The sequence below is a fragment of the Microlunatus ginsengisoli genome (genome assembly GCF_039537205.1).
In the GTDB taxonomy this organism is placed as follows: Bacteria; Actinomycetota; Actinomycetes; order Propionibacteriales; family Propionibacteriaceae; genus Microlunatus; species Microlunatus ginsengisoli.
The window spans coordinates 1-21,938 of sequence record NZ_BAABAB010000004.1; the positions used below are offsets into that span (position 1 = coordinate 1).

Below are 21,938 nucleotides of genomic sequence, written 5' to 3' on the forward strand. Positions count from 1 at the left end.
ATAATGGATGATGCAGGTTTGAGTCGTGGTGAGTGGCCACACGTTGCTGACCACGTCGGGAAGGCCCTTCAGCCCGTCGCAGACCAGGAAGAACACGTCGTTGACGCCACGGTTCTTCAGATCAGTGAGCACGGACAGCCAGAACTTCGCACCCTCCCCGCCGGTGCCGGCCCACAGCCCGAGAACGTCCTTCTCACCGGCCAACGAGACCCCGATCGCGGCGTAGATGGGCCGGTTCGCGACTTGGCCGTCGCGCACCTTCACCACGATCGCGTCGATGAAGACCGCGGCGTAGACGGCGTCGAGGGGTCGGTTGGCCCAGTCGGTCATCTCCTCCATCACCTTGTCAGTGATCCGAGAGACGGTTTCCTTGCTCACCGAGGCCCCGTAGATCTCGGCGAAGTGCGCACTGATCTCCCCGGTGGTCAGCCCTTTCGCATACAAGGAGAGAACGATCTCGTCGACCCCGGTCAGCCGACGTTGCCGCTTCTTCACGATCTGCGGCTCGAACGATCCGTCCCGGTCGCGCGGGACGTCGATCTCCACCTGGCCGGTGGCTTCGGTCAACACCGTCTTCGGCCGGGTCCCGTTCCGGACATTGGCCGAGTCTCGATCGGCCGGGGCCCGATGCTTCTCGTGGCCGAGGTGCTCGGTCATCTCCTCGTTCAGCGCCGTCTCGAGCACACTCTTGGTGAACTGTTTGAGCAGCCCGTCCGGCCCGGTCAAGGACAAGCCCTGCTCTCGGGCCAGCCGGACCAGCTCCTTCGCCGCCAGCTCCTCCGCAGAGGAGTCCGGCTTACTCTTCTTCGGCACAACCTCCAGTGTCGTCATCACGGCACCTTCCCCGCTGACCATCCATCAGCGCGTTGGGCCGGAAACACCGTTACCGGGACAGTCCCGCGCTATGGGCTGTCCGCAAGCCGTCGGTCCACCGGACGGGCGCCGTCGCCGTAAGCCGACCCGCCTACGGAGATGCTGGGCGTCCGCTATAGCGCCCGGACCATCAGGCGAGCGACGAGGTTGTCCGCTGATCGCTCAGTCGGGTGCGCCGTTGGGGAGGTGCCCAGTGTGGATGCTGACAGCCGCCGGGATCGTCGACAATGAACGCCACGCTCTGCTCGGCCCGGGTTACCGCCACATAGAGGTAGGCGGCGGGCTGCTCGTCAAGCGGTGTTCCTTGTCGAAGCAACTTCATCACGTCGTTCGTTGGATGGATGAGTACGTGCTTGCGACCGAGCCCCTTCGACACACCGATGTTCATCGGTGCGAGGTGGTCGAGCTTGCGTCCCGAGGCAACCGTTCGACGCAGAAGGAGCGGACTGTACTCCCGGACGTAGGCCTCCACGTCCGATGACTTCACAAGGAAGACTCCATCGTGGTCCGTCACAGTGTCGTTCTTCGAGACCGTCGGATCGAACCCTCTGCCTGTGGCGAAGAGTGAGTCAGCGAGCTGAGCAATCTCAGGGCGGCAACGATAGGTGTTGCTCTCCTGGTTGATCGTCAGCCGCTTGGCCTTCTCTTGGGCCTTGAACCAGTCCCAGATCTTCATGAACTTGAATTGCTTGTTCTTGCGCTCACGACTGTTGGTAACGAGGATGGCCTGGCGCACATCGCCAACCATCTCAAGCGGGATCTGCGATGCCATCAGGAGTCGTAGAATCTCCAGGTCCCATCCGCACAGGTCTTGAACCTCATCGATGAAGATTCGGTCGTAGACCCGCTCGAGTCTGCGAACGGGAGCGCCGCCGGCCGCTTCATTCACGCGGTGCGCAATCTGAGCAAGATGAACCTTGCGTACCTCACTCTGCTTGTTGAAGTACCGTCGCCACTCTTCGTTGGCCACACCCTGCTGAGGCTCGCTTTTGAAGTCGAAGCCACGAACGCGCTTGTTCGAGTATGCGAACGGCAGGTATGGACGGACGAAGTGGCCGATCAGGAATGAGAACCACCCACTGACTTCGATGTTGTGGTGGTTCCCGACGTCGGTCGCGAGACGGTTGCCCAACTCCTGCTGGTTCGCCGAGGTGTAGGTCAACACCAAGATCGGCTCATGCGGGTCGGCGGCCGCGCACGCGTCAACGATGCCCTTCGTCTTCCCGGAGCCAGCTACCGCCAGCGTCAGATGGTTGTTGCTAGCCACGGATGAACTCGATCGCCTCCTTGAAGTACAGAGGCGGAGTCAAGGTCTCAGCGGACTCGGCGATACGGAGCGCAGCCTCGGTCTTGGCGTTGGTCATCCAGGTCTCAAGGTCAGCTCGGTCGGTGACTCCCAGGATGCGACGCATCTTGGTGTCGTTCGGATTGGCTGTGAGTATCTGAGGTTCGAGCGTAGTCCCGAGCGTAGGTTCGCCGATGAAGACCTTCCGCCGCGTGCCGTCCACGAGGTCGCCGAGTTCGGTCACTAGCTCCGCTGGCTGCTTGCCGTCGTTGTCGCGAAGCACCGCGCAGTGCTTGTCGACAAGCTGTGCAACTTCGAGGCAACGCGCCAGTGATAGCCCGCGCATCGAGAACACATCAACGCCGTCCTCGATCGGCCGGTGTCCGGTCGTGTCCTTGTAGAACCGCTCGAACAGCATCTCATCGGATGGGCCTTCGACCAGGACGAACTTGTCGGTCAGCACCATGCGCAGCGTGTCGTAACCAGGCAATTTCTTGAAATAGTTGACGGTGTCTTCGGTCAGTCCGCCGAACTTGGCGACCGTGCCACCAGAGACGAGCCGCAGTCCGTCCAGACCGAGGCGATTGAGAACGTAGGAGCTGTGTGTCGTGACGAGCAGTTGCTGCTCGTCCCCGGCCAGGTCTTCGATCCGCCTGAGCAACACGTTGAGACTGGTGTGCGACAGATGATTCTCGGGCTCCTCAACCATCGCTACCCGGGCGCGGTCAGCTTCTCGGCTCATGGCGAGCGCAATCTTGATGGCAGCCTGCTGACCCTGGCCTGCCATCGCGAACGGCAACTCCGAAACGTGTGGCACGACGCTTGAGTCCCACGACCCACGCGAGGACTGATCCATAGCAAGCGAGATGAGCTTGTCATCCAGAGCGCCCCCGAGCTCCTTCATTTCGTCATTGACGGCCTTGAGGTGCTCGTTGGTCATCTGTTCCTTGACTTTGCGGAATGCCAAGGACACCTGTGCCTTCGCCTCAGTCTTCAGGTGGTCGTTCAGGATCTGCCGCAGGTGGTAGTCGACGCCGTTGCTCGACCGGATCGTGCGCGAATCGATGATCGCCGTAGTTAGTTCCTTTGGTCGCGCAGTTAGGACCATGTCGCTGAAGGAGCGCCAGTCGACCCTGTAGTACTCGACCGGGATGATCGCAGTCTCCGATGCCAGGTGGGCCTCGATCTCCGCGGCATACTCAGGGTTCGGCTCGATGCGCAGGCGGACACCGGCGCACTCACGAGTCGGCAGGTCGGAGTTGTGCGCCCCAAGTAGGTGGCGGGCGAATTCGTCGCGATCAGCGAGAAACACTTCAATGTCGATGACTGGTGGCGCAGCCTGCTGTCCACGTCCGCGGGCCTCGAAGAAGCTAGCCACATCATCCCGGTTGAACCAGAAGGGATTGAATTCTTCAGTCGCAGGCCGACCGTTGACTCGACCGGTCAGCGCTAGGCCTATCGCCTCGAGGAGGGTCGACTTCCCCGACTCGTTGTCACCAACAAGGATGTTAAAGCGGGCATGCGGCTCGAAAGTCAGGTCTCTGAACTTCCGATAGCCCCGTATTCGGACCTTCTCGATCATGTCCACGCCTCTTCCGCCAGCGGCGCACCGTTGAGGCGTTGCCGTCCGCAAGCTTGCGCATGGCCTTGTTGACCTTGTCGCCGATGTCGCTCTGCCCGCGGAATGAGACGAGATTGTCGAACGAAGCGCTCTCGGGCACCCCGATGAGGCTGTTCGGGTCGGCCTTGGCCTTGTCCGACATACTTCACCAAGAGCAGCGTCAGGACGTAGTCCTTGTACTGGCTGGCGTCCATGCCACCACGAAGCTCGTCCGCTCCGGCCCAGAGCGCGCTGTGCACGTCCGACTTTTTGAGGACCACCGTCACGCCGCCATCCTCGCGGTCTGGCTGCTTCGGTCCTGGTTTGTCGGTGGGTCGCTCATGCAGCTAGGTCTCCTCCACGCCGCGGTGGACGTGCGTTAATTCTGTGCAAACTCGCACATCAAGATAGCCGTACCGTCTGACACGGGCGCCGTGGGCGCGCCGCTGGAGGTGACGATGTAGGCGAGGATTTGGGGGCGCACCGCTCGACCGACGCTTTCAGTCTCCAACAATGTAACTCTCACTTCACGTTTATCGTGAATTACTCAGAAGGCGCGCTTCTCGGGGGCGCCCCTGTGGGCTCTCTTGGAAGCATTCGCCGAAACCAGGCACGCTGTCAGCACAGATCCCCCACGCTCAATCCGTGACAGCAGCTGATCCGTCCGCAAACCGTCCGCCTTGCGGCGACGGTTGGGAGTGCTCGATTCTATCTTGACGCGCGCTGGGTCCGTCGCCGCATGACCCCGCCCGCGGAAAGGCCCGGTCGGCTGAGGGCTATCCGGCGGCGAAGTGGTGCTCGAGTGCGGGCAGCAGCGGAAGGAGGTCGACGAGCTCGACGAGGCCCCCTGGGCCTTCGGTGAACTGGCGAATCGGCATCGTCAGCGGACCGAACCGTTGCTCGAACGTCGCTCGGAGGGTGGTTGCCCGATCCAGCCCCCATTGTGCGGTCGACGTGGAGCCGCGCAGGAACATGATGGGTGCCTGGCCCACCACGAAGAGCTGGGCTCGTCGACCGGAGGTGTCGGCGGCCAGGTGCACGAGGTCTTGGAAGACTCCACGCTTCCGCATTGCATCGGCTCCCGCCCAGCGGGCGAGTTTGAACTCTGCGACGCGCTTGTTGGTTTGGAGATCGAACGGGCGTGAGGGGTCGTTGCCGGCCGCGAGCGACGGACGGCCCAGCACGACCTCGTCCGAGTCCAGGATGGTCGGAAGGATCAAGCTGATGGCGCTCGCGTGGATGAGGTCATTGATGCGACCCAGGTGTTGTCTGGTGACGACTGCGGCGGCGAGCAGCTCGTGGTCGATACCCGCGCCGGCGATGACTCGCGCCGCCGTCTCTGCGTTGGAACCATCCAGTTCCTGCTCAAGATCACGAATGGCCAGCGTCAGCGGCGCGTTGTCGAGGAAGGTCATCAGTCGAGCGATCTCGCGGCTGAGATCGTCGGTCATGATGACCGAACGAACGTGACAGTGCGCGACGTCAGGTTCACAGCCTCGGTACGCCAGCCGGCAGCCAGCCAGGCGACAGCCTCGGGATGACTCTGACTGTTGGACCACCAAGCAGCATGGTTGTAAGCGCTTGGCGGGAGACCGCCGGGAAGCGCCTCGACCTCGGAGAATCTCGCCCTCCAAGGTGACTGGGCGCGGGCCTGCAGATGCTGACGGAGACCGTCGTACTTCATGATCCGTCCTCCTTACGCGGCGAGCCGGCCAGCTGACCGAGACCTAGCGGCTCGCTGACGACTGCACCCAGTCGATCGCACACTCGTCGACATCACCGTCGCGATTTGGCGATGGGGAGGCCCTCCGGTCGAGGTCACCGGATCTGCCGAAGCCGGTCTTAATTGACCTGGATGGGCCGGCCGGGGATCCGGTCCGGTCACGCACTGTCAAACCTGCGCAGGTCCGTTCCGCGATCAAACCACGCTCGAACCGAAGGGTGGCCGCCGTGATCCAGAACATGGAGCGGCACTCCGGGGCGACGTGCTGAATGCTCAATGCGCGACCATCCGTCATGCTGTCGTGCCACAGTCGGGGAGCAGTGGGCTGGCGTCTCGGGACCAGGACACGGCTAGCTGGTCGCGCGCTCGGGTGGCGGCGACGTAGAGAAGTGACCGTTCACGTAGGAGCGCGTCGGCGACCTCGTCGTCGGAGTACTCGTACTCGGTGAATCCTCTCGGCAGGGAGGCGGCGCTGACTCCGAACAGGAGGACGTACAAGAACTCGGTCCCTTTCGCGCGGTGCATGGTCATCGTCACCGGTGATCCGCTGGGGACGGCTTCTCGATCGACTGAGCGGATGGTGATTCCGCGCTCGGCGAGACCCGCGACGACCCGATCGCGGTCGAGACGATCGCGTACCAGGACAGCGATGGATTCGGGAGGCTGATGATCAGCTTCAGCCTGCTTCAGCCAGCTGCGGATCTGCTCGGCGGCTGCGTCGAGCTCGGCCGAGATCGAGGCGGTTGGCCGCAGGGTGACATCGGGGCCGCCGCGGGCCGAGCGGTAGCCGGCAGAGCTCTCCGTTTCCTCTTCGAGGTCAGTGAACGACCCGGGCGCTAGAACCTGCAACGCGAACCGGAGGTTCTGAGCCGTGGTGCGGTAATTGAGGGCGAGGCGTCGAGACCGGCCCTGGACACCGATGCCGAACTGCTTGAGGGTCACCCGACGTCCGTAGATGCGCTGGTGCGTGTCCTCGGCGATGAAGAGGTCGTCCGGTCCCTGGTCCACGAGGGCACGGCTGAGCTGCCAGTGTGTGGGCGAGAGGTCTTGTGCCTCGTCGATCAGCACGTGGTTGAACGGACGGCTGCCGCCCTTTGCGGCGTCGAGATCGAGGTGTGCGGCGGCGATTGTCGCCGCTTCGGCGAAGTCGATGCTTCCGGCGGCGCGAGCGCTCAACCGGTACGACTCGACCACGTGCCAGACAGCGGTGCGTTCACCGCGGCTCAACCGGATCCCGCGTCCCGGTCGCCGGACGCGAAGGTAGCCGGTCAGATCGACGATCCGGTGCGGCAGGATGACCGCGCCGTACTCGGCGTCGAGAAAGGCAACCGAACGCAGGGAGGTGGGTAGGTTGCCGCCGCCGGCATCGATGGCGTCCTTCCACGCGGCGATCCTGTCGGTGCGTTTGGTGACACCACCCGTCTCGTTTCCAAGAACGGCCGAGCGGGCCGCCCCGATCTCTGCCCCGGCAGTCTTGATGACTGAGCTGGCGACGGCGTCGAGCCCGGCGACGAACACGCCTGGATCACCGAGCGATTGCGCCTGCGCCACCTCGGGATCCAGCTGATGCAGGCTCCTCGACAACTCGGCTGCCAGGTTGGTGGTGAACGTCGTGAGCAGCAGCCGGGCGGCGGGAGATCGGTTGGCCAGGATCGCCGCGCGGTGCACCAAAACCACCGTCTTGCCGGTGCCAGCACCGCCGGTCAGCCGAAACGCGCCACGGTAGGAACGCTCGGCGTAGGCACGCTGTTCGGGGTGCAGGAAGACACGCCAGGCACCGAACGTCCCCTCTTCGATGATCCGGCGCAGCTCGTCGTTGTCCTCGATGAAGGTGTAGCTGATCTTGGCCGCCGGGTGCTCGAAGCCACGCAGCGCCTGCTCGTCCGCGGACTGACCCGTCGGCGCCGTCGGCGGCAGGTCGAGCCCGAGTTTGGCCTTGACCTCGGGAAGCGGGGTACCGGCGGATAGGTCGAGCAGGGCCAAGCCCTGCCACTCGACGGCGTCCGCTGCGAGCTGCAAGAGTTCGTCGTCGCTGGTCGCCGCGGCTGCCCTTGCCGCGAGGAGCGGGTCGAAGCCCAGGTCCTGCAGCTCGGCTGTGGTGTAGCCGAGCACGGGGTGAGCATCGCTGCCGGGCGTCGGTGCTGTTCCGGCCACCGGCGGCTGCTCGGGCCGGATCGCCGGAACCGGCTCGGCAGGCGCGGCGTCGACGACATGGACTTCGCTGACCCCGTTGACCGGGTTGACCTTGAGCACAGTCTTCTGGGCACGCTCGATCGCGTCGTCGTGGTTCCAGACGCCGATGAAGACGTATGCGGGCTGTGACGGGCCGTCGAGGCGGAACAGCACTGCCCGGTACTGCTGGGTCACCCTGCCCGTCCGGACGCGAGGGTCCTTGGCGTTGGTGATGGGTTCGATGTGCAGACCTGGTGACGCGTCGTTCTCGGTCAGCTTCTCCAAGAAGGCGTAGGTGTCCCGGCGCAGGTCCTTCGCCAGCTTGGTGACCGGCTTTCCCATGATCAGCGTGCTACTCGGCATTCGCCGCCTCGCTCTCCTTCATCGCGGTGACCACGTCGTCCACCGTGGCGGCCACCAAGCGCCAGCGCAGTTCCGCGAACTCGGCAGCGAGTTCGTCGTCGACGTTCTCGAAGAGGACCGCAACACGCTGATCGGGCCAGCTGAAGTCGACCAGCAAGCCCTCGATCTCCGCGCCCACCTCGGCGGGCGGCGGGAGTGACGACGCGGCCAGGGCCAGCACCAGCTCACGCTGGGCGGCGTCGGCGGCGGCCGCCAGGACGGGCCGCCATCCGACGGGAACGGCGATCTCGCGGGTCGAGTCCGGCACGCGACGCAGCGTGGTGCCGACTGTCGACATCGTCACCCAGTCGATCGGTTGTGTGCCGAGCTGGAGCGCGTTGCCGAGGCTCAGCCAGGCCTGCCACGACGACCGGAAGTCGTGATGATCGACGGCTGCGGGCCGGTCGTCGAGCACGACGGCTGTCTCGATCAGCGAGCCGACGACCCGAGTCAGCACACCCACAGCGCCGGTGTGCCACCAGTAGCCGGCCGCCGAGCCACCGGCAGCGTTGCCCGCGAGCCGTGACCCGGCCGCCGACGCCAGCGGCCCGGTCGAATCGACGGTGCAGACCTCGGACTCCGCGGCAAGCATCATCGGCACAACGTGGGCGAGCGCCTGCTGGACGTCGGCTTTCGGAGTCTGCAGCCAGGCCCGGATCACTGCCAGCGGGCCTTCCTTGACCCGAGGCAGCCAGCCGACGATGCTCGGTGCCTGACGGATCAGCCCACCAGCCGCCCGCTCGGACCACCACCGGGGGAGTGTTCCGACGGTGCTGTCGTCGAGGTCGGCCGCCACCACCGACACGACGAAGTAGCCGGCGTCACGGAGGTTGGTGCGTTTGGTCGCGTCGGCCGCCAAGATGTCGCGGTGCGCGGGCGAGGCGTGGAAGGCGTACCCGTCGGTGAAGATGGCCATCTTCGGCACGTTGGTGTCGGTGCTGCTCAAGACGAAGTCGGGCTTGGAGTCCAGCACGTTCACCTGGGGCTCCAGCAGCCAGGTCCGCGAGCCCGGGAACACGACTTGGACCGTTGTTCCCTTGGGTCCGGGCAGTTCGGTCACGGTCGCCGATAGTCCTTTGGCGAGATCGGTGAAGGCGCGTCGGAAGTACAGCTCCAGATGCGATTCCAGCGCCTTCGCCGGTGGCGGCTCGGTCTCGGTGCACGACCAGGCCATCTCCTCGGGCGGTTCGCCGAACCCTGTGCCCTCGGTCAGGATCTGCCGCAGGTGACGTTCGGCCGACGCCCGCGAGACGAGGTCGGGCCGGCTCGGCGGGGCGAACGGCAGCAGGCAGCGGTGACAGGCGTTGCGCCCTTCGTCCTGACACGGACAGGCCGCGACCAATTGCCAGGCCGCGCGCATCAGCTCCCACACCCGCTGCGGCCTGGCGAACTCGGCCAGGTATCCGGTTCCGCCGGGGACGAGATCGTGCAGCAGCAGGGCGGTGCGGTTGTCCCCGCCGGGGCTGGGGTCCACCGCGGTCAGCACGCCGATGTGGTCCGGCGCGCCGCCGAAGCGTTCCCGCAGCCCGAGCAGGATGGCGGCCTCGAGGCTGGGCACCGCATGACCGTCGCTGAGGCTGACCGACCAGGGCAGCGGCATGACCGCGCCCTGGGTGATCAGGGTCCGGCTGAGCACGACCGACTCGATGTGCTCGGTGGTGGCGGTGCGGTATCGGCACCATGCGCGGTGCTCGTCGGGCCGGTTGGCCCTCGTGGTCTGGTCGAGGACGCCGCAGCCGACGCAGAGCCGGAACAGATTGGCCGGCAGCGTTTCGCCGGCGATGCTGCGTTGGGCGCCGATGCCGGTTCGCCGACCGACGTTCAGCCAGCGCAATGTGAGCCGACGCAGATACCGCACTCCGAATCCGCCGCCCTCGACGAACCAGCGGCGACCCACGTACGCAGGGTCGATGTCGGCGGCGGCGACAACCGAAAACCGGGCGCGGCGGCGCTCCTCCCGGCGATCGTTGATCCGGGCCTCGTCGCGGTGGGCCTGTGCCGAGACCCGGGTCAGCTCGACCATCTTGAAACGCTGCCCGGCATCCCCGATCGCGCCGCTGCCGCACCGTGGGCAGGTTGACACCGCCGGGAGGCTACCGGCCGACGGCGAGCCCGACGACGAGGGGCCCGATGAGGAGGTCCCTGACGTGGACGAACCGAGCTCCTGGGCATAGCCGCAGGCCGCGCAGAGTGCCCAGTCGCGGATCGCTTCGGCGTCGGTGCCCAGGTCGACGGCGTCAATCTCGATCTCCATCCCCTGGGCGTAGAAGGTGGCCCCCGGGGCGAACTCGCGCAGGGCCAGAGCGGAGGAGCGGCGGTGGTTGATCGGTGAGGAGTCCCACTGCTGCGTCTCCGGATCAAGCCAGCTGACGGCGACATCCAGCGTCACGCTGTCCGAGAGCAGGGTGTAGTTGGGCAGCAGCCCGTACTCCTCCAACACCTGAATCCAATACGTGCCGCGCTGGACCGCGAGCGCCGCTTTCGTCTGCCGCAGCGACGCCTCGGCCGCCCGGGCCGCGCGTTGGTCGTCCTCGGCGGCCGTGGTGGCGGCGCGCTGCTGCAGTTCGGGTAACGCCTGTTCGATGGCCTGCCGGCGATAGCGAAGAGACTCGACCGCCTGCTGCCATTCCGCGGCCGCCGCGATCACCTGCTGAGCCAGTCGGCTGCTGTACGGGACGCCGGGCTCGGCGGTCGCCCAGGCGCGCAGGCGCTCCACTGTCTCGTCGGTGAGCCCGTCGAAACGGTCGAGAAAGGCCGCCAGCAGGCCGTGCGTGCTCGACTCCGCGAGAGTGATCAGCTCGCCCAGGAACGTGTCCGCAGCCGGGGTCCGCATGGCGGCCGTGGCCCGTGCCGGGTGTCGCGCCTGCGGGTCGCGGGCCATGGCGTCGACGAGCGAGGCGAGGTACTGGCGGCGCAGGATCTCCTCGGCGTTCAGGTACGTCGCGGGCGGCCGGACCGGTCCGTCGATCAGCGACTGGGGCTCGGCCAGCCGTGGCAGGTTCACCCCACGGCCGGTGACGAAGACCAGGTCCAGTGCATTGCCGGTGAGCCGGCCCGCCCGCCCGATCCGTTGCAGGTACGACGAGACGGTCCGCGGCAGGGAGGCCAGCACGACGGCGGACAGGTCACCGATGTCGATACCCATTTCGAGCGTCGGCGTCGCCACCAAGACGTTGGGCACGCTCGGGTCGTTCCCGCCCGCCTTGAAGCCGGTCTCATACGCCAGCCGTAACTGGTCGTCGAGCAGGCTGGTGTGCTCGCGGGCCACGATCCGCCGCATGTCGGTATTCGCGTAGAGCTGGCGGTAGTAGTTGTCGATGGCCTCGGCTCGTTCGAGGTGGCCACCGCACCGCACGAGCGGACAGGGCGCACCGTCGAGCTGGGCGGTCGTCGTCCGGCTGCCGTACTGCTCTGTGCCGCAGATTGAGCACCGCAACGAATAGTCACCGCGCAGGTAGGCGGCGGTGTCGGTCGCCGCGACGGTGACCAGCGTCGGTGAGATTCCGTACGCCGTCCCGCCCGTCTTCGTCGTCACCGCGCTGAGAACACCGGCCCGGTGCAGCCGATCGAGCAGCGCCCGGGCAAGGCGGGCTCCATGCCCCGCCTCGACTCCGAGCACCCGCCCGGTCCACCGTGCGAACCAGCTCTGCGTGCTCGTCACCGGGTCGAGCAACACCTCAGCGCGGCGCTCGACCCGGGCCCCTACCCGCGGAAACGCCGGTGCGGTCCGGCCCGTCGGGAACGCCGGCATGCCCTGATCGCGGGCCCGACCACCCCAAATGAAGAACCGGTTGCCATCGTCGTGGACGTAGCGTGACAGCCAGTCGTGGTCGATGGCGCCCTGGGTACGCAGCCGCTCCAGGATGCCCCGAACCCAGGCCAGCACCTGCCTGTCGTCGGGATCGCCACCGGGGATTGCGGGCTGGTCGGCCGCCCGGTCGCCATAGGTCAGCGCAGCACGGCCCATGACGAGAAGAGAGGCCGGACTGCCGGCGTCGACCTCGACGGCCACGGCACCGGTCGCCTCGAGGGTGCGGCCAACCCGGGAGTGCACGCCGAACTCGCAGACGACGTCGAACAGCAGCCGGCGGCGTACCCATTGCCGGGTGGTGTTGGGAATCTCGGCGAACCGGTCCTTGGCCCAGAAAGGATCGAAGCGTTGGCGGCCGATCGTGTCGGGCGGAAGCAGCCGGTATCGCCGGAACCGGTCGTCCCCGGCTTGTCGGATGATCTCGTCGGCGACCAGGTCGAGGCTGATCGGGTGGGTGTCGATCACCCCCCGGATCGCGGACCGCAGTGTGAGGGTGTGCGAGCGGCTCTCGACGAATCCCGCGCGGTGCGCGGCATCCTGGACGCTGTCGGTGAAGACGAGCGCCTTCTTCTCACGCGGATCGATCTGTTCGGCGCCGAACAGGGCCGAGAGGGTCACCGACAGCAAGGTGGCGATCGCCGAGCCGAGGAACCGGATCCCGTCGACGCGGTCGCACGCCGGGCAGCGGTCGTCTTTCGAGTCGGCGTCGGGATCCTCGACCAGGCGCAGCACCGGCAGCACCCGTCCTTCACGGACCAGGTCTGACTGTTCGGCCGGTGGTGCGCTGAGCAGCTGCTTGTCCTTGGTGTCGAACCAGGCCAGACCACGAGTGTCGGCCGCGGCCGCCGCCTCACGGGCAGCGAAGATCAAGGCCCGGAACCGGCCCTCCCGCGCCGCGTGATGGCTGCGGATCTCATGGGCGTCCTCGACACCGAGATTGCTGCCGGTCGGAGCCAGCTCGACACCCCAGCCGGAACGCCCGCAGTGCCGGCAGTAGATCGCCGGATAAGCAGGACGGCCGGTGTCGGCGTCCACCGCATCAACCGCAGTGGCCGGCACCACCCGCCCATCGTCGCTCCACCGGAACGCGGGAACCCCCATGGCCACCCGGTCGATCCGGCTGAGCTCCCGCACCCACAGGTGCGTCTCGACGCTGATGAAGCCGCGGCCGATCTCGGCGCGCAGATAGCTCAGCGCCTCGATCAGGGATGAAACGAAGCGCACACCCTCAGCGCTGTCACCGTCCGGTCCGAAGAACGCGACCGCGGCCTGGCCGAGCGGAATCGCCTGTCGGGCGGCCTCGACGAGGCGCTGAACCTGAGGATGTTCGACGATCAGCTTGGCGTCGCGCAATCCGGCCGGTGACCATTCATCGAGAAGGTCCGGCGCACCGATGATCAGCGGCCTGGTCCGCTCGGGGGTGAGCAGGTCGAGCAGCCGCTCGACGAGAGTCTCGACCCGATCCGCGCCACCGCCATGCGACATGTCGCTCACGAACTCGGCAGCATCGGACAGGGTGATCACCGGGCTCGCTGTGGTGATCAGGTCGTCGTCGGGCTCCGGGGAGGTGTTCACCCATTCAGACAGCGACGTGCGCGACTCGGTCACCACCGCATCGGCACCGAACGTCTCGCCGAAGATCGTGCCAGCGAAGTCGATCATCGCGCTCGGGTCGCCGGTGTCACCGAGCGTGGCCGAGGTGGCCACCGGGGTAACTCCGGCGAGCGGTCGACCGAGCGGGTCGACGCGACCGTAGCTCGTCATGGCGAGGCCGAGCCTCCGTAGCAGCATGGCCACGTCGGTGCCCTGGGCACCGTCGTAGGTGTGGAACTCGTCCAGCACGAGATAGGTCAGGCTGTGGGCGCTCTGGCTCCACAGTGGCTGGTCCTCGTAGCGTAGGAGCAGCTGGTCGAGCATCTTGTAGTTGGTGAGCAGGATGTCTGGCGCGGTGTCGCGGATGATCTCCCGATCGTTGATCAGGCCCTCGGCACTGACCATGGTGCGCTTGGTGGCCTGTTCGCCGGTGTACAGCGCGGCGGTCACTGTGGACAGAGCCGGGTCGGCCGTGATCAGATCCGCGAGACGTTGTGCCTGGTCATTCGCCAGTGCGTTCATCGGGTAGAGCAGCAGGGCTTTCGTGCCGGTGATCCCCGCTGCGCGGGCCCGGAGCACGTGATCGAGGATCGGGTAGAGGAATGCCTCGGTCTTGCCCGATCCCGTGCCGGTGGTCACCAGGGTCGGCCTTGGGCGTTGGAATCCGCCGTCCTCGGCCCTGCTGGAGAGCCGGCGAAAAGCCTTGGCCTGGTGGCCATACGGGCGGAAGCCGTCGGGAAGCCAGCTCAGGATCGATTGCCAGCCAGGATCGGCCGTACGGAACGGCAGCCGTAACCGAACGTAAGGGCCTCGGAAGATGCCGTCCTGCTCGTGACGGAGAAAATCCTCCAGTGCCACCTGCGCCTCAGCGTCGGCCAGCGCGAACGTGGTGCGCAGATAGTCAACCAGCGCCCGCTGCAGGTTCTCCGCCTCCGCGGTTGGCAGCAGCCGACTCACTGCGCCTCCGCCTGCTTGACCCTCAGCCGTCGTTCGAACTCGGCATAGGCGGTCCGCATGTCCTCCTCGCGGTCGTACGTCCGGAACGGCAATTCGTAGACGTAGGTATTGCCTGCCCGGTTGGTGTCGGTGCGGTCCTCCTCGGTGGTTGAGTCACCCTTCTTTCGCCACGCATTAAGCACGCGGTTCGGCACCAGCCGACCGTTCCCGTCGTAGGTGTAATCGCGGTGGTCATACCCGTAGAGCACCGCGAACTGCGTCCGGTAAACGGTGCACAACTCTTCAGCGGTTACGCCGAGCATAAGCGCTACTAGCACGTCGATCTCCACTTGTGCCTGACGACGGTCAAGATCGATACGCAGAGGAACAGCGCAATCCCACTCTGGCGAATCGTTTTCAAACTGTTGAGTGTTAAGCCGCGAGGCCCAAAGTGCGGCATAGTCTTCAGACATACACGATAGGCGCAATACCCGTAATCGAAGCCACTCAATTCCCTCGCCTTGCGCCAATGGAAGGCGAGACATCGTTGATCCCGTAATTGCCGACTTGGGGGCCGCCCGAACCATGAAGTCGGCGAGCAACGAGCTCGCTGAGGCGGCAGCGTCCACGACATCATGTAGGCTCGACGCACCACCCAAGGAATTCACGCCGTGAATATGCGCCGCGCCGGGTGGGATTATTGCGGAAATCAAGGTCCGTTCGCCGGTATTGTTTGCCATGGCACGCCAGGCCAGTCGGTAGTGGTCACGGGCGGCGATCTTGCCCTTTTCTCCCCAGTGCGTGTAAAGAGCTTCGTACGTTCTGGGATCACCGGCGGGCTTGTAGGCGGTGACCGGGACGGCGTCGGGTTCGAGCGTTTCCAGGTCGACCGCTGACCAGTCCCTGTGACTAAGCATCGACTTGTTCGGAATCTTGTAAAATGGGTTATTTACATGCAGGTGCGGACCTTGCAGGATCACATCATCCCAGGACTCCGGCTCGCCCCACTCCTGGACGAATCGACCCTTCTCGCGGTCGGTCTTCTCGTTCCAGCCTGCGGAGAACTGCAGCCCGAGCGATCCCAGCCGTGGGGCGCGGGCCAGTTTGGCGAGAACTCTCGCCACCGCGCTATTGACGGTGTACAACATTCGTGTGTGGAGGATCGGAACTTCCGGAGACTCTAGCACTTCGTGCCAGGTCACAAGTGTTTCTTCATCGACTCTAGTGATTCGACCGGCATGCGGGCGCATGTCCCATGAACCATCGTCTCCTTTGAACCCCGGTGCTGGGCCACTTCCGTCGTGAGCGAGCGATCTTTCGATCGTGTCGGGCTGATAAAGGCCGGACGCGTTCAGGAACGAGACTGATCGAGGCGCGGAATAGACGTGCACGCCATAAGTTACCAGGTTGCCGATATCAAATAGGTGCAACTCGTTGACAAATTGCCAATGGCGCCGAATGCGCGTGTATGTCTCCCACCGTAATGGGCCCGCTCTGTCGTCGGTAAAGTGCGTCTCGGGATGGATGAGCCCAATGGCGCCACGTGGCGAGACGTGCGCCCAGGTCTGGGCCATGAAGCAGCGGTAGAGATCGGGGCGTAGTCCCGCCAGAACCGGGTAGTTGGTGGCATCGCTCACCGACTCGCGTATCGCGACGACGTCAGTCGTGCCTGCTGCAACAAGATCAACGATGCTCGGTTCCCGCAGCGTCTCGGCACGCTTGCGAGCCCGATCTGTCTCGCTCGGCTTGACGGCCAGCTGCCACCAGGGATCACCTTCGGCGAGAAGGGCGTCGACGTCCGCATCCGGTCGTACCCAGGGCGGGTTACCGACCTGCAGGTCGAAGCCGCCGCGGGCGAAGACGGTGGCGAAGTCGAGGTGCCAGTGGAAGAAGCCCTGCTGGTCGGCGACCTCACGGCAGACGGTTAGCCACGGATGATCGTCAAGTACCTGCTCGATTGGCTTCGCCTGGGCGAACCCGAGGTCGGTGCCTTCCGCCTCCGCTAAGGCGTCCCAGTCTCCGGCGGCGCCGAGGGTGCTCATGCCCGCCTTGCGGAGCCGTTGCGGGTCACGCCCGACGATCGCTTGCAGTGCGTTTATCCACTGGTCGAGCGTCGGCGGTGCGAGTCGTGTCTTGGGGTCGGATTGGGCGCCGTGCAGCGGCCAGTACCACAGGGCGCACCAGGCGTCCATGATCATCCGCAGTCGGCGGTAGGCGGCGTTCGGATCGGCAAGTGACTGCTCGATTTGCTCGCGGCTGACGCTGGTGCCGTGGGGTAGCACAGTCCGTCCCCACAGTTCGATGTCGCGGCGGGACTCGGCCTCGGCGATCACCAGTCTGCGATAGGCGATCTGCCACAGCACCTCGACCCGCCGACTGATCTCGACCAGGGCGTCCAGCTGCGTCTTGCTCGGCTTGGCCTTGATGGTCTTGCGCCATTGCCGCACGGCGGCCCAAGCGGCGGTGCTGAGTTCCTGCGCCTCCTTCGCCTCGGTGGTGGCGCCCCACCCAGCGGCGGGGAGCAGGAAGTGGTGGATGCGTCCGTCCACCCCGCTCACCGCCTCGTTCCGATCGACGGCCGTGGCGAGGTCGCTCATCGGCACATCGCTAGGCGGTGCGACGAGCCAGCTCTTGTCGTTGCACTGTGCGCGGGTGTACACCGCGTGTCGGGCACCGATCAGTGAGTTGCCGCGTCGCAGTCGCAACCCAAACCATGGGGCCTGCAGGCCGGCCGCCATGGTGTCGAGCCAGAGCGAGATCTCGGCGAGCTCGACGGCGGTGGCGTTGAGGTCGACTCCGTACACCTGGTGCAGTGCCAGATAGGCCTTGACCCGCTGCAGTTCGTCGCGGTAGCTCTCCGGCGGGACGGTCTCGCCGGTCTCGACCTCGCGGCGCTTCAGGTACTCCGCGCCGAGCTGTCGCACGGCCTCGATCGCGAACGCGCCGGAGCCGAGGGCCGGCTCGCAGACCGTGATTTGGAGGATCTCCTCGGAGCTCGTCGTCGTGCCGTCCTGGTCGAGCAGCTCGGCCAGGGCCTGGCCGACGGTGAACCGGGTCAGCACCTCCGGCGTGTAGTACGAAGCGGACTGCTGGCGCTGGCGGCCGGAGAGTCGGTAGACGAAGCTGCCGCGCGGGTGGCGGACCGGAATCTCCTCGCCGGTGACCTCGTCACGTTCCTTGACGAAGTCGCTCAGCGCGATGCCGTCGGCCCGGTCGCTCGGCACGACCCAGGAGCCCTTCTCCGCGTTGCCGCCCTTGGCCACTTCGAAGAGGTCGGTCTCGGCGAAGAAGCCCGTGAAGGACATCAGTCCCTCGTAGACCGCGCCCAATTGGTTGATGCCGAGGTCTACGTAGGAGATGAAGCCACGGTCCTTCCCCGCCTTCTCCTTGCTGAGCAGCAGTCTGCGGAGCACGTCACGGAGTGCGGCGTTGCCCAGTCCGACGTCGTTGATGAGCGCGGTGGCCTCTGGACGGAAGAGGTCGGCGCGGAGGCTGTTGAACTCCAGTCCCTCGAGGTTGGTGTCCGGAGACTCCTCGGGCTCGACGTCATTCGATCGACCCGTGGCGCGGGACGCCGGTGTGCCGTGTCCGCTATCTACCAGAGTGAACAGTCGGGACAGCGATTTGTAGAAGTGCGCGCCCTGCCGCGCTCGCTCGGTGGTGAGCTCGACTAGGACCAGTTCGCGCAGTCGGTCGAGGCCGTAGCCTTGGCCGTACTCCGGCGCCTTCACGGGCAGCAAGCCGAGTTCGGGTGACGCCTCGGCGAAGAGCAGGAACAGGATGCGATAGAGGAACCGCAGTGATTGTCGGGCGAGCGGCTGGGCCTGCTCGGCCGGAAGCGGCGGCGACCCCTGCTGGGATCGCCGGACGACCACCTCGTTGGCGATGATCTCGACCGAGCGGCGTACGCCCTCGCGGAGGTCTTTGTTCACCCCGACGGTGTGCTTGACTGAGTCGGCCAACACCTCGGACCACCAGATCTTTCCGTCGGCGTCGGGGGCGAGCGACTGTGCCGCGATACAGGTGAGGGCGGTGTCGATCTCGCCACCGCGCTTGGTCTCGTTCCGCTCGGCTACCAGTTGCAGGTCGACACCGAGGTAGCGTCCCTCCGGCCACCGGTCGGCGTCTGCGACCACAAGCCACCGGCCGGCGAGCACCAGGGCGAAGGCCGGACCGTTAGGCGCGACGAAGAGGGTGGAGAGTAGCTCGGCCGTTGACGTGATCTTCTTATCGTCGTCGGTGAGATAGGTCTGCCGCAGAGTGTCGCTGGCCCGGTCGGTGATCTCCTCGAGGTCGGCGATCGGATTGGCCGCGATGATCACAAACGGCTCGCCGGCGACGCCGGGGCTGCCGAAGAACCGGGCCGGTCCGTGCTCGCGGACAGTGAATTCGCCGGTGCGATAGCCGAGCATCTTTTCGATGTCGGCGTACAGCGGCTCCAGCTCGGGTCGTGCTGCTCCGTCGCTGTCGTAGAGCGCTGCGAGGCTAGTCTCCCAGTCGGATCGCTTGGAGGTGAAGCGCGAGCGTACCGAGGCGGGGCCGACGTCGTCCCACTCCTTGCGGCGGGCTTGCACCAGCGCGTGAAACGACTCGTTGCGGCTGTCCGCGGTGAAGAAGTGCTCGCTGATCCAGTCCTCGACGACCACCAGCGCTTCGCTGCGCGCCATTAGCTCACCGCCTGCACGGGGTGGTCCGGTGGCAGGACCATGATCAAGGGCCGGACCAGCGCGCGGTCGGGAGCCAGCCCTTCGGCTAGTGCCCTCTCGGCATTGACGCCGACCCGGCGCTGCTTGATCGCCGGCGTTTGCTGCAGGTGTTGCGCGGCGTCGGACCAGCTGCTTGCGCGGTGCTGCCACGCGTCGATTCGGCGGGTGGCATCGGCGGCGGCGGTCGCGGTCAGCGTCTCCACCTCGACCTCTCCGGCCCGGACCGCCGCCGTCAGCAGAGGCTGTAGACGGTCGATCCCGGCGACGGGCCCGGGGTTGTGGGCCGAGCCGTCGAAGCCGAGGGCGATCGCTGCCTCGGCGACCGATGCGTACACGGTGGTGGGGGTGAACGCCAGGTTGGCCGGGTTGGGGAACTCAACGGCCAACACACTGGAGGCGACGATCTGCCCACGACGGTTGGTCAGCGTTCCCCACAACAGCACCGTCGGATGTTCGACCTCGCCGCGCACCACGAACACCTGGTGCCGGTCGAGAGTGTTCAGTGCGCGGTCTGCAGCCCAGTCCAGGACCGGGTGTAGCGGTGCGAGGTAGTGCGCCTCGGGCCAGCTCGTACCGCCCTGCCCGTCCGGAGCTTCCGCCCGAGCGTCGTCCAGTGATTGCCGGCCGCGTAGCTCGGTGACCGCCAGTGTCAGCCGGGTGTCCACCCGGCGTTTCCGCAGGTAGCTTGCCGGAAGCACTCGCAACCGCTGCCGCAGGTCGGGCGGTGGGTCGAGCCCGACCACGCCGTGATCGAGATGCTCACGCCAACCGACCCCGCCGCCTCGCTCGTCGGCCTCCGGAGTCATGTAGATCTCGACCAGCGCGTCTCGCAGGAAGTCGACGTCAGTGGGGTAGAGGGTGTCGATACCCGATGCAGCCGTGATCGGCGCATCAGTGTCGGTCGGAGACGTGGCGGTCGGGGAGGGTGTGAGGCCGGCCAGGAAGGCAGCAATCGGGTCGACCTCCGTTACCGCGCTCGGCTCGACCACGGCATCGTCGAAGTCCCGCTGTCCGGCCAGCACCCTGGCCAACTCGTCTTCCTCGAGTTGCACCGAGTACTTGCCCATCAGGCTCGCAACATCACCGAGTGCGGCGTGGGCGACCTGCTCGCGCTCCAAGAGGCGGGACAACACCCGAAGATCTCCGGCGAAACGCTTGTTGTCGGGGCGCAGCAGCAGGGTCGTGATCTGAGGCCGTGTCCGCTGGCCGTACCGGTCGATCCGGCCGTTGCGTTGCTCGATCCGGATCAGGCTCCACGGGATGTCGAAGTGGATCAGCTCATGGCACTGCAGATGCAGGTTGACGCCTTCGGAGGCGATGTCACCGGTCACCAGTAGTCGTATCGGTGAGGCGGACAGCTTGAACGACTCGACGACCTCCTGCTGACGCTCGTCGCTCAGGCCACCGTGCAAGGTCACGACCGCGTCGCTGGTCAACCCGAGATCCGCCGCCAGCCCGTTGCGCAGCCATTCGAGCGTCTTGACCCGTTCGGCGAAGATGACCGCCCGTGTCGGCGAGTCGGCGGCGACCCCGATCCCGCGGAGATAGTCGACGAGGCGGGCGTACTTGGCGCCGCGGTCATCCAGACATCGCTCGTTGAGTTCGGCCAGCCGGTCCAGCGCTGCCCTCTCCCGCTCGCCCTCGGACCCGCTCTTGAGCCGGTGCCGGCGCTCGGTGATGGTCTGACTTAGTGCGGCCGGCGAGGACAGGAATGCCTTGGCCAGCGTCCAGGGGAACAGCGTGGACGCCGCACCGGAGTAGGCGCTTCGCCCCGACGGGGGGTGCAGCCATACCTGGTCAAGCTCGTCGGCCACGTCGTTCTCGGCCGGGGACGCGTCGACCAGAAAGTGTTGCGGGTCGCGGCGTTGCGCCCAGTCGTCACCGACGACCGAGGCAACCTCGTCGCTGTGGCGATGGCGTCGGACAACGAGCCGAGCCACCTCGGCGGTGTTCAGCTCGCCGTCGGCGGCCACGGCGGTGGGTTCGAGCAGACGGATCAGCTCGGCAAAGGAATCGGCCCGGCCGTTGTGCGGGGTGGCGGAGGCGAGGATCAGCGCGTCGGTGTTGGGTGCGAGCACGCGGGCGAGCTTGTTGTTCTGGGTGGCGGAGTTCGTGACGTTATGCGACTCGTCGATCACGACCGCATCCCAGCGATGACGTCGAAGATCCTGTACGAATCGGTCGCGCTTCAGCGTGTCGATGCTGATGATCACCCGCTTGAAGTAGGTGAACGGGTTGCGGGTCGCGGGCAGCTCCTGCCGCACGCGCTGCACGCCGAGCGAGTCCAGCCGCACGAACGGCAGCGCGAACCGCGTCCACAGCTCGTGCTGCATCTGCTCCAGCACGTGCTTGGGACACACGATGAGTACGCGATCCGCCCGGCCCCGGCGTGCGAGCTCGCTCAGGATCATGCCGATCTCGAGCGTCTTGCCCAAGCCCACCGCGTCGGCCAACAAGATGCGGGGGCGAAGGTTGTCCGGGTCGAGCGCCTGCCGGGCCGCGGCCTGCTGGTAGGCGAGCTGGTCGGCCAGCGCGCCGGTGGAAACGGTGAGGCGCGGATCGGACAGCGGGACCGGCGTCTTGCGGATCGTGGCGTCGAGCCACAGGCGGGCTCGACGGTAGCTGGGGGAGTCGTCGGCCACCAGTGTGGCCGTGGCCGGATCCTGCACCTCGATGTCATCGAGCGACTCGTAGAACGAAGCTGTGGTGCCGCTCACGAGCTCGGACAGGCCCTGCACCTGGACCAGCTGACCGTCGGTCGTCTGGTCGAGAGAGGTCACCAGCCATTCCTCATCTCGGACGACTACGACCGATCCGGGGGCGATCGGGGAACCCAT

The 21,938-nt window shown here is 66.2% G+C and carries 10 protein-coding genes; all 10 read right to left on the bottom strand.

What is annotated here, in order from left to right:
- The coding region (locus ABD747_RS02050; RefSeq protein ID WP_425562466.1) for an IS256 family transposase at positions 1-834 on the bottom strand (834 nt) is incomplete at its 3' end.
- Between the two features lie 169 nt (positions 835-1,003).
- Positions 1,004-2,140 carry a UvrD-helicase domain-containing protein gene (locus ABD747_RS02055; protein ID WP_344801421.1) on the bottom strand — a complete coding sequence of 379 codons (1,137 nt, stop codon included), beginning with the start codon at positions 2,138-2,140 and terminating at the stop codon, positions 1,004-1,006.
- Positions 2,133-3,740, bottom strand: coding sequence for an ATP-dependent nuclease (locus ABD747_RS02060; RefSeq protein ID WP_344801422.1), 1,608 nt, complete (start codon positions 3,738-3,740; stop codon positions 2,133-2,135). The genes ABD747_RS02055 and ABD747_RS02060 overlap by 8 nt, the downstream gene beginning before the upstream one ends.
- Positions 3,737-4,045 (bottom strand): type I restriction-modification system subunit M N-terminal domain-containing protein, encoded by a 309-nt coding sequence (locus ABD747_RS02065; RefSeq protein ID WP_344801423.1) that lies wholly within the window; start codon positions 4,043-4,045, stop codon positions 3,737-3,739. Before ABD747_RS02065 ends, ABD747_RS02060 begins: the two co-directional genes overlap by 4 nt.
- Before the next feature lie 489 nt (positions 4,046-4,534).
- Positions 4,535-5,209: a hypothetical protein gene (locus tag ABD747_RS02070; RefSeq protein ID WP_344801424.1), complete on the bottom strand. Its 675-nt coding sequence runs from the start codon at positions 5,207-5,209 to the stop codon at positions 4,535-4,537.
- The gene (locus ABD747_RS26645; protein WP_425562467.1) at positions 5,206-5,442 is read right to left on the bottom strand and encodes a DUF7662 domain-containing protein; all 237 of its coding nucleotides are present in this window, start codon (positions 5,440-5,442) and stop codon (positions 5,206-5,208) included. Before ABD747_RS26645 ends, ABD747_RS02070 begins: the two co-directional genes overlap by 4 nt.
- A 330-nt stretch (positions 5,443-5,772) precedes the next feature.
- Positions 5,773-8,016: a UvrD-helicase domain-containing protein gene (locus ABD747_RS02075; protein ID WP_344801425.1), complete on the bottom strand. Its 2,244-nt coding sequence runs from the start codon at positions 8,014-8,016 to the stop codon at positions 5,773-5,775.
- Positions 8,006-14,416 carry a DEAD/DEAH box helicase gene (locus ABD747_RS02080; protein WP_344801426.1) on the bottom strand — a complete coding sequence of 2,137 codons (6,411 nt, stop codon included), beginning with the start codon at positions 14,414-14,416 and terminating at the stop codon, positions 8,006-8,008. Before ABD747_RS02080 ends, ABD747_RS02075 begins: the two co-directional genes overlap by 11 nt.
- Positions 14,413-19,062: a class I SAM-dependent DNA methyltransferase gene (locus ABD747_RS02085; RefSeq protein ID WP_344801427.1), complete on the bottom strand. Its 4,650-nt coding sequence runs from the start codon at positions 19,060-19,062 to the stop codon at positions 14,413-14,415. The genes ABD747_RS02080 and ABD747_RS02085 overlap by 4 nt, the downstream gene beginning before the upstream one ends.
- On the bottom strand, positions 19,062-21,938 hold the full coding sequence (locus ABD747_RS02090; protein WP_344801469.1) for an SNF2-related protein: 2,877 nt from the start codon (positions 21,936-21,938) through the stop codon (positions 19,062-19,064). The genes ABD747_RS02085 and ABD747_RS02090 overlap by 1 nt, the downstream gene beginning before the upstream one ends.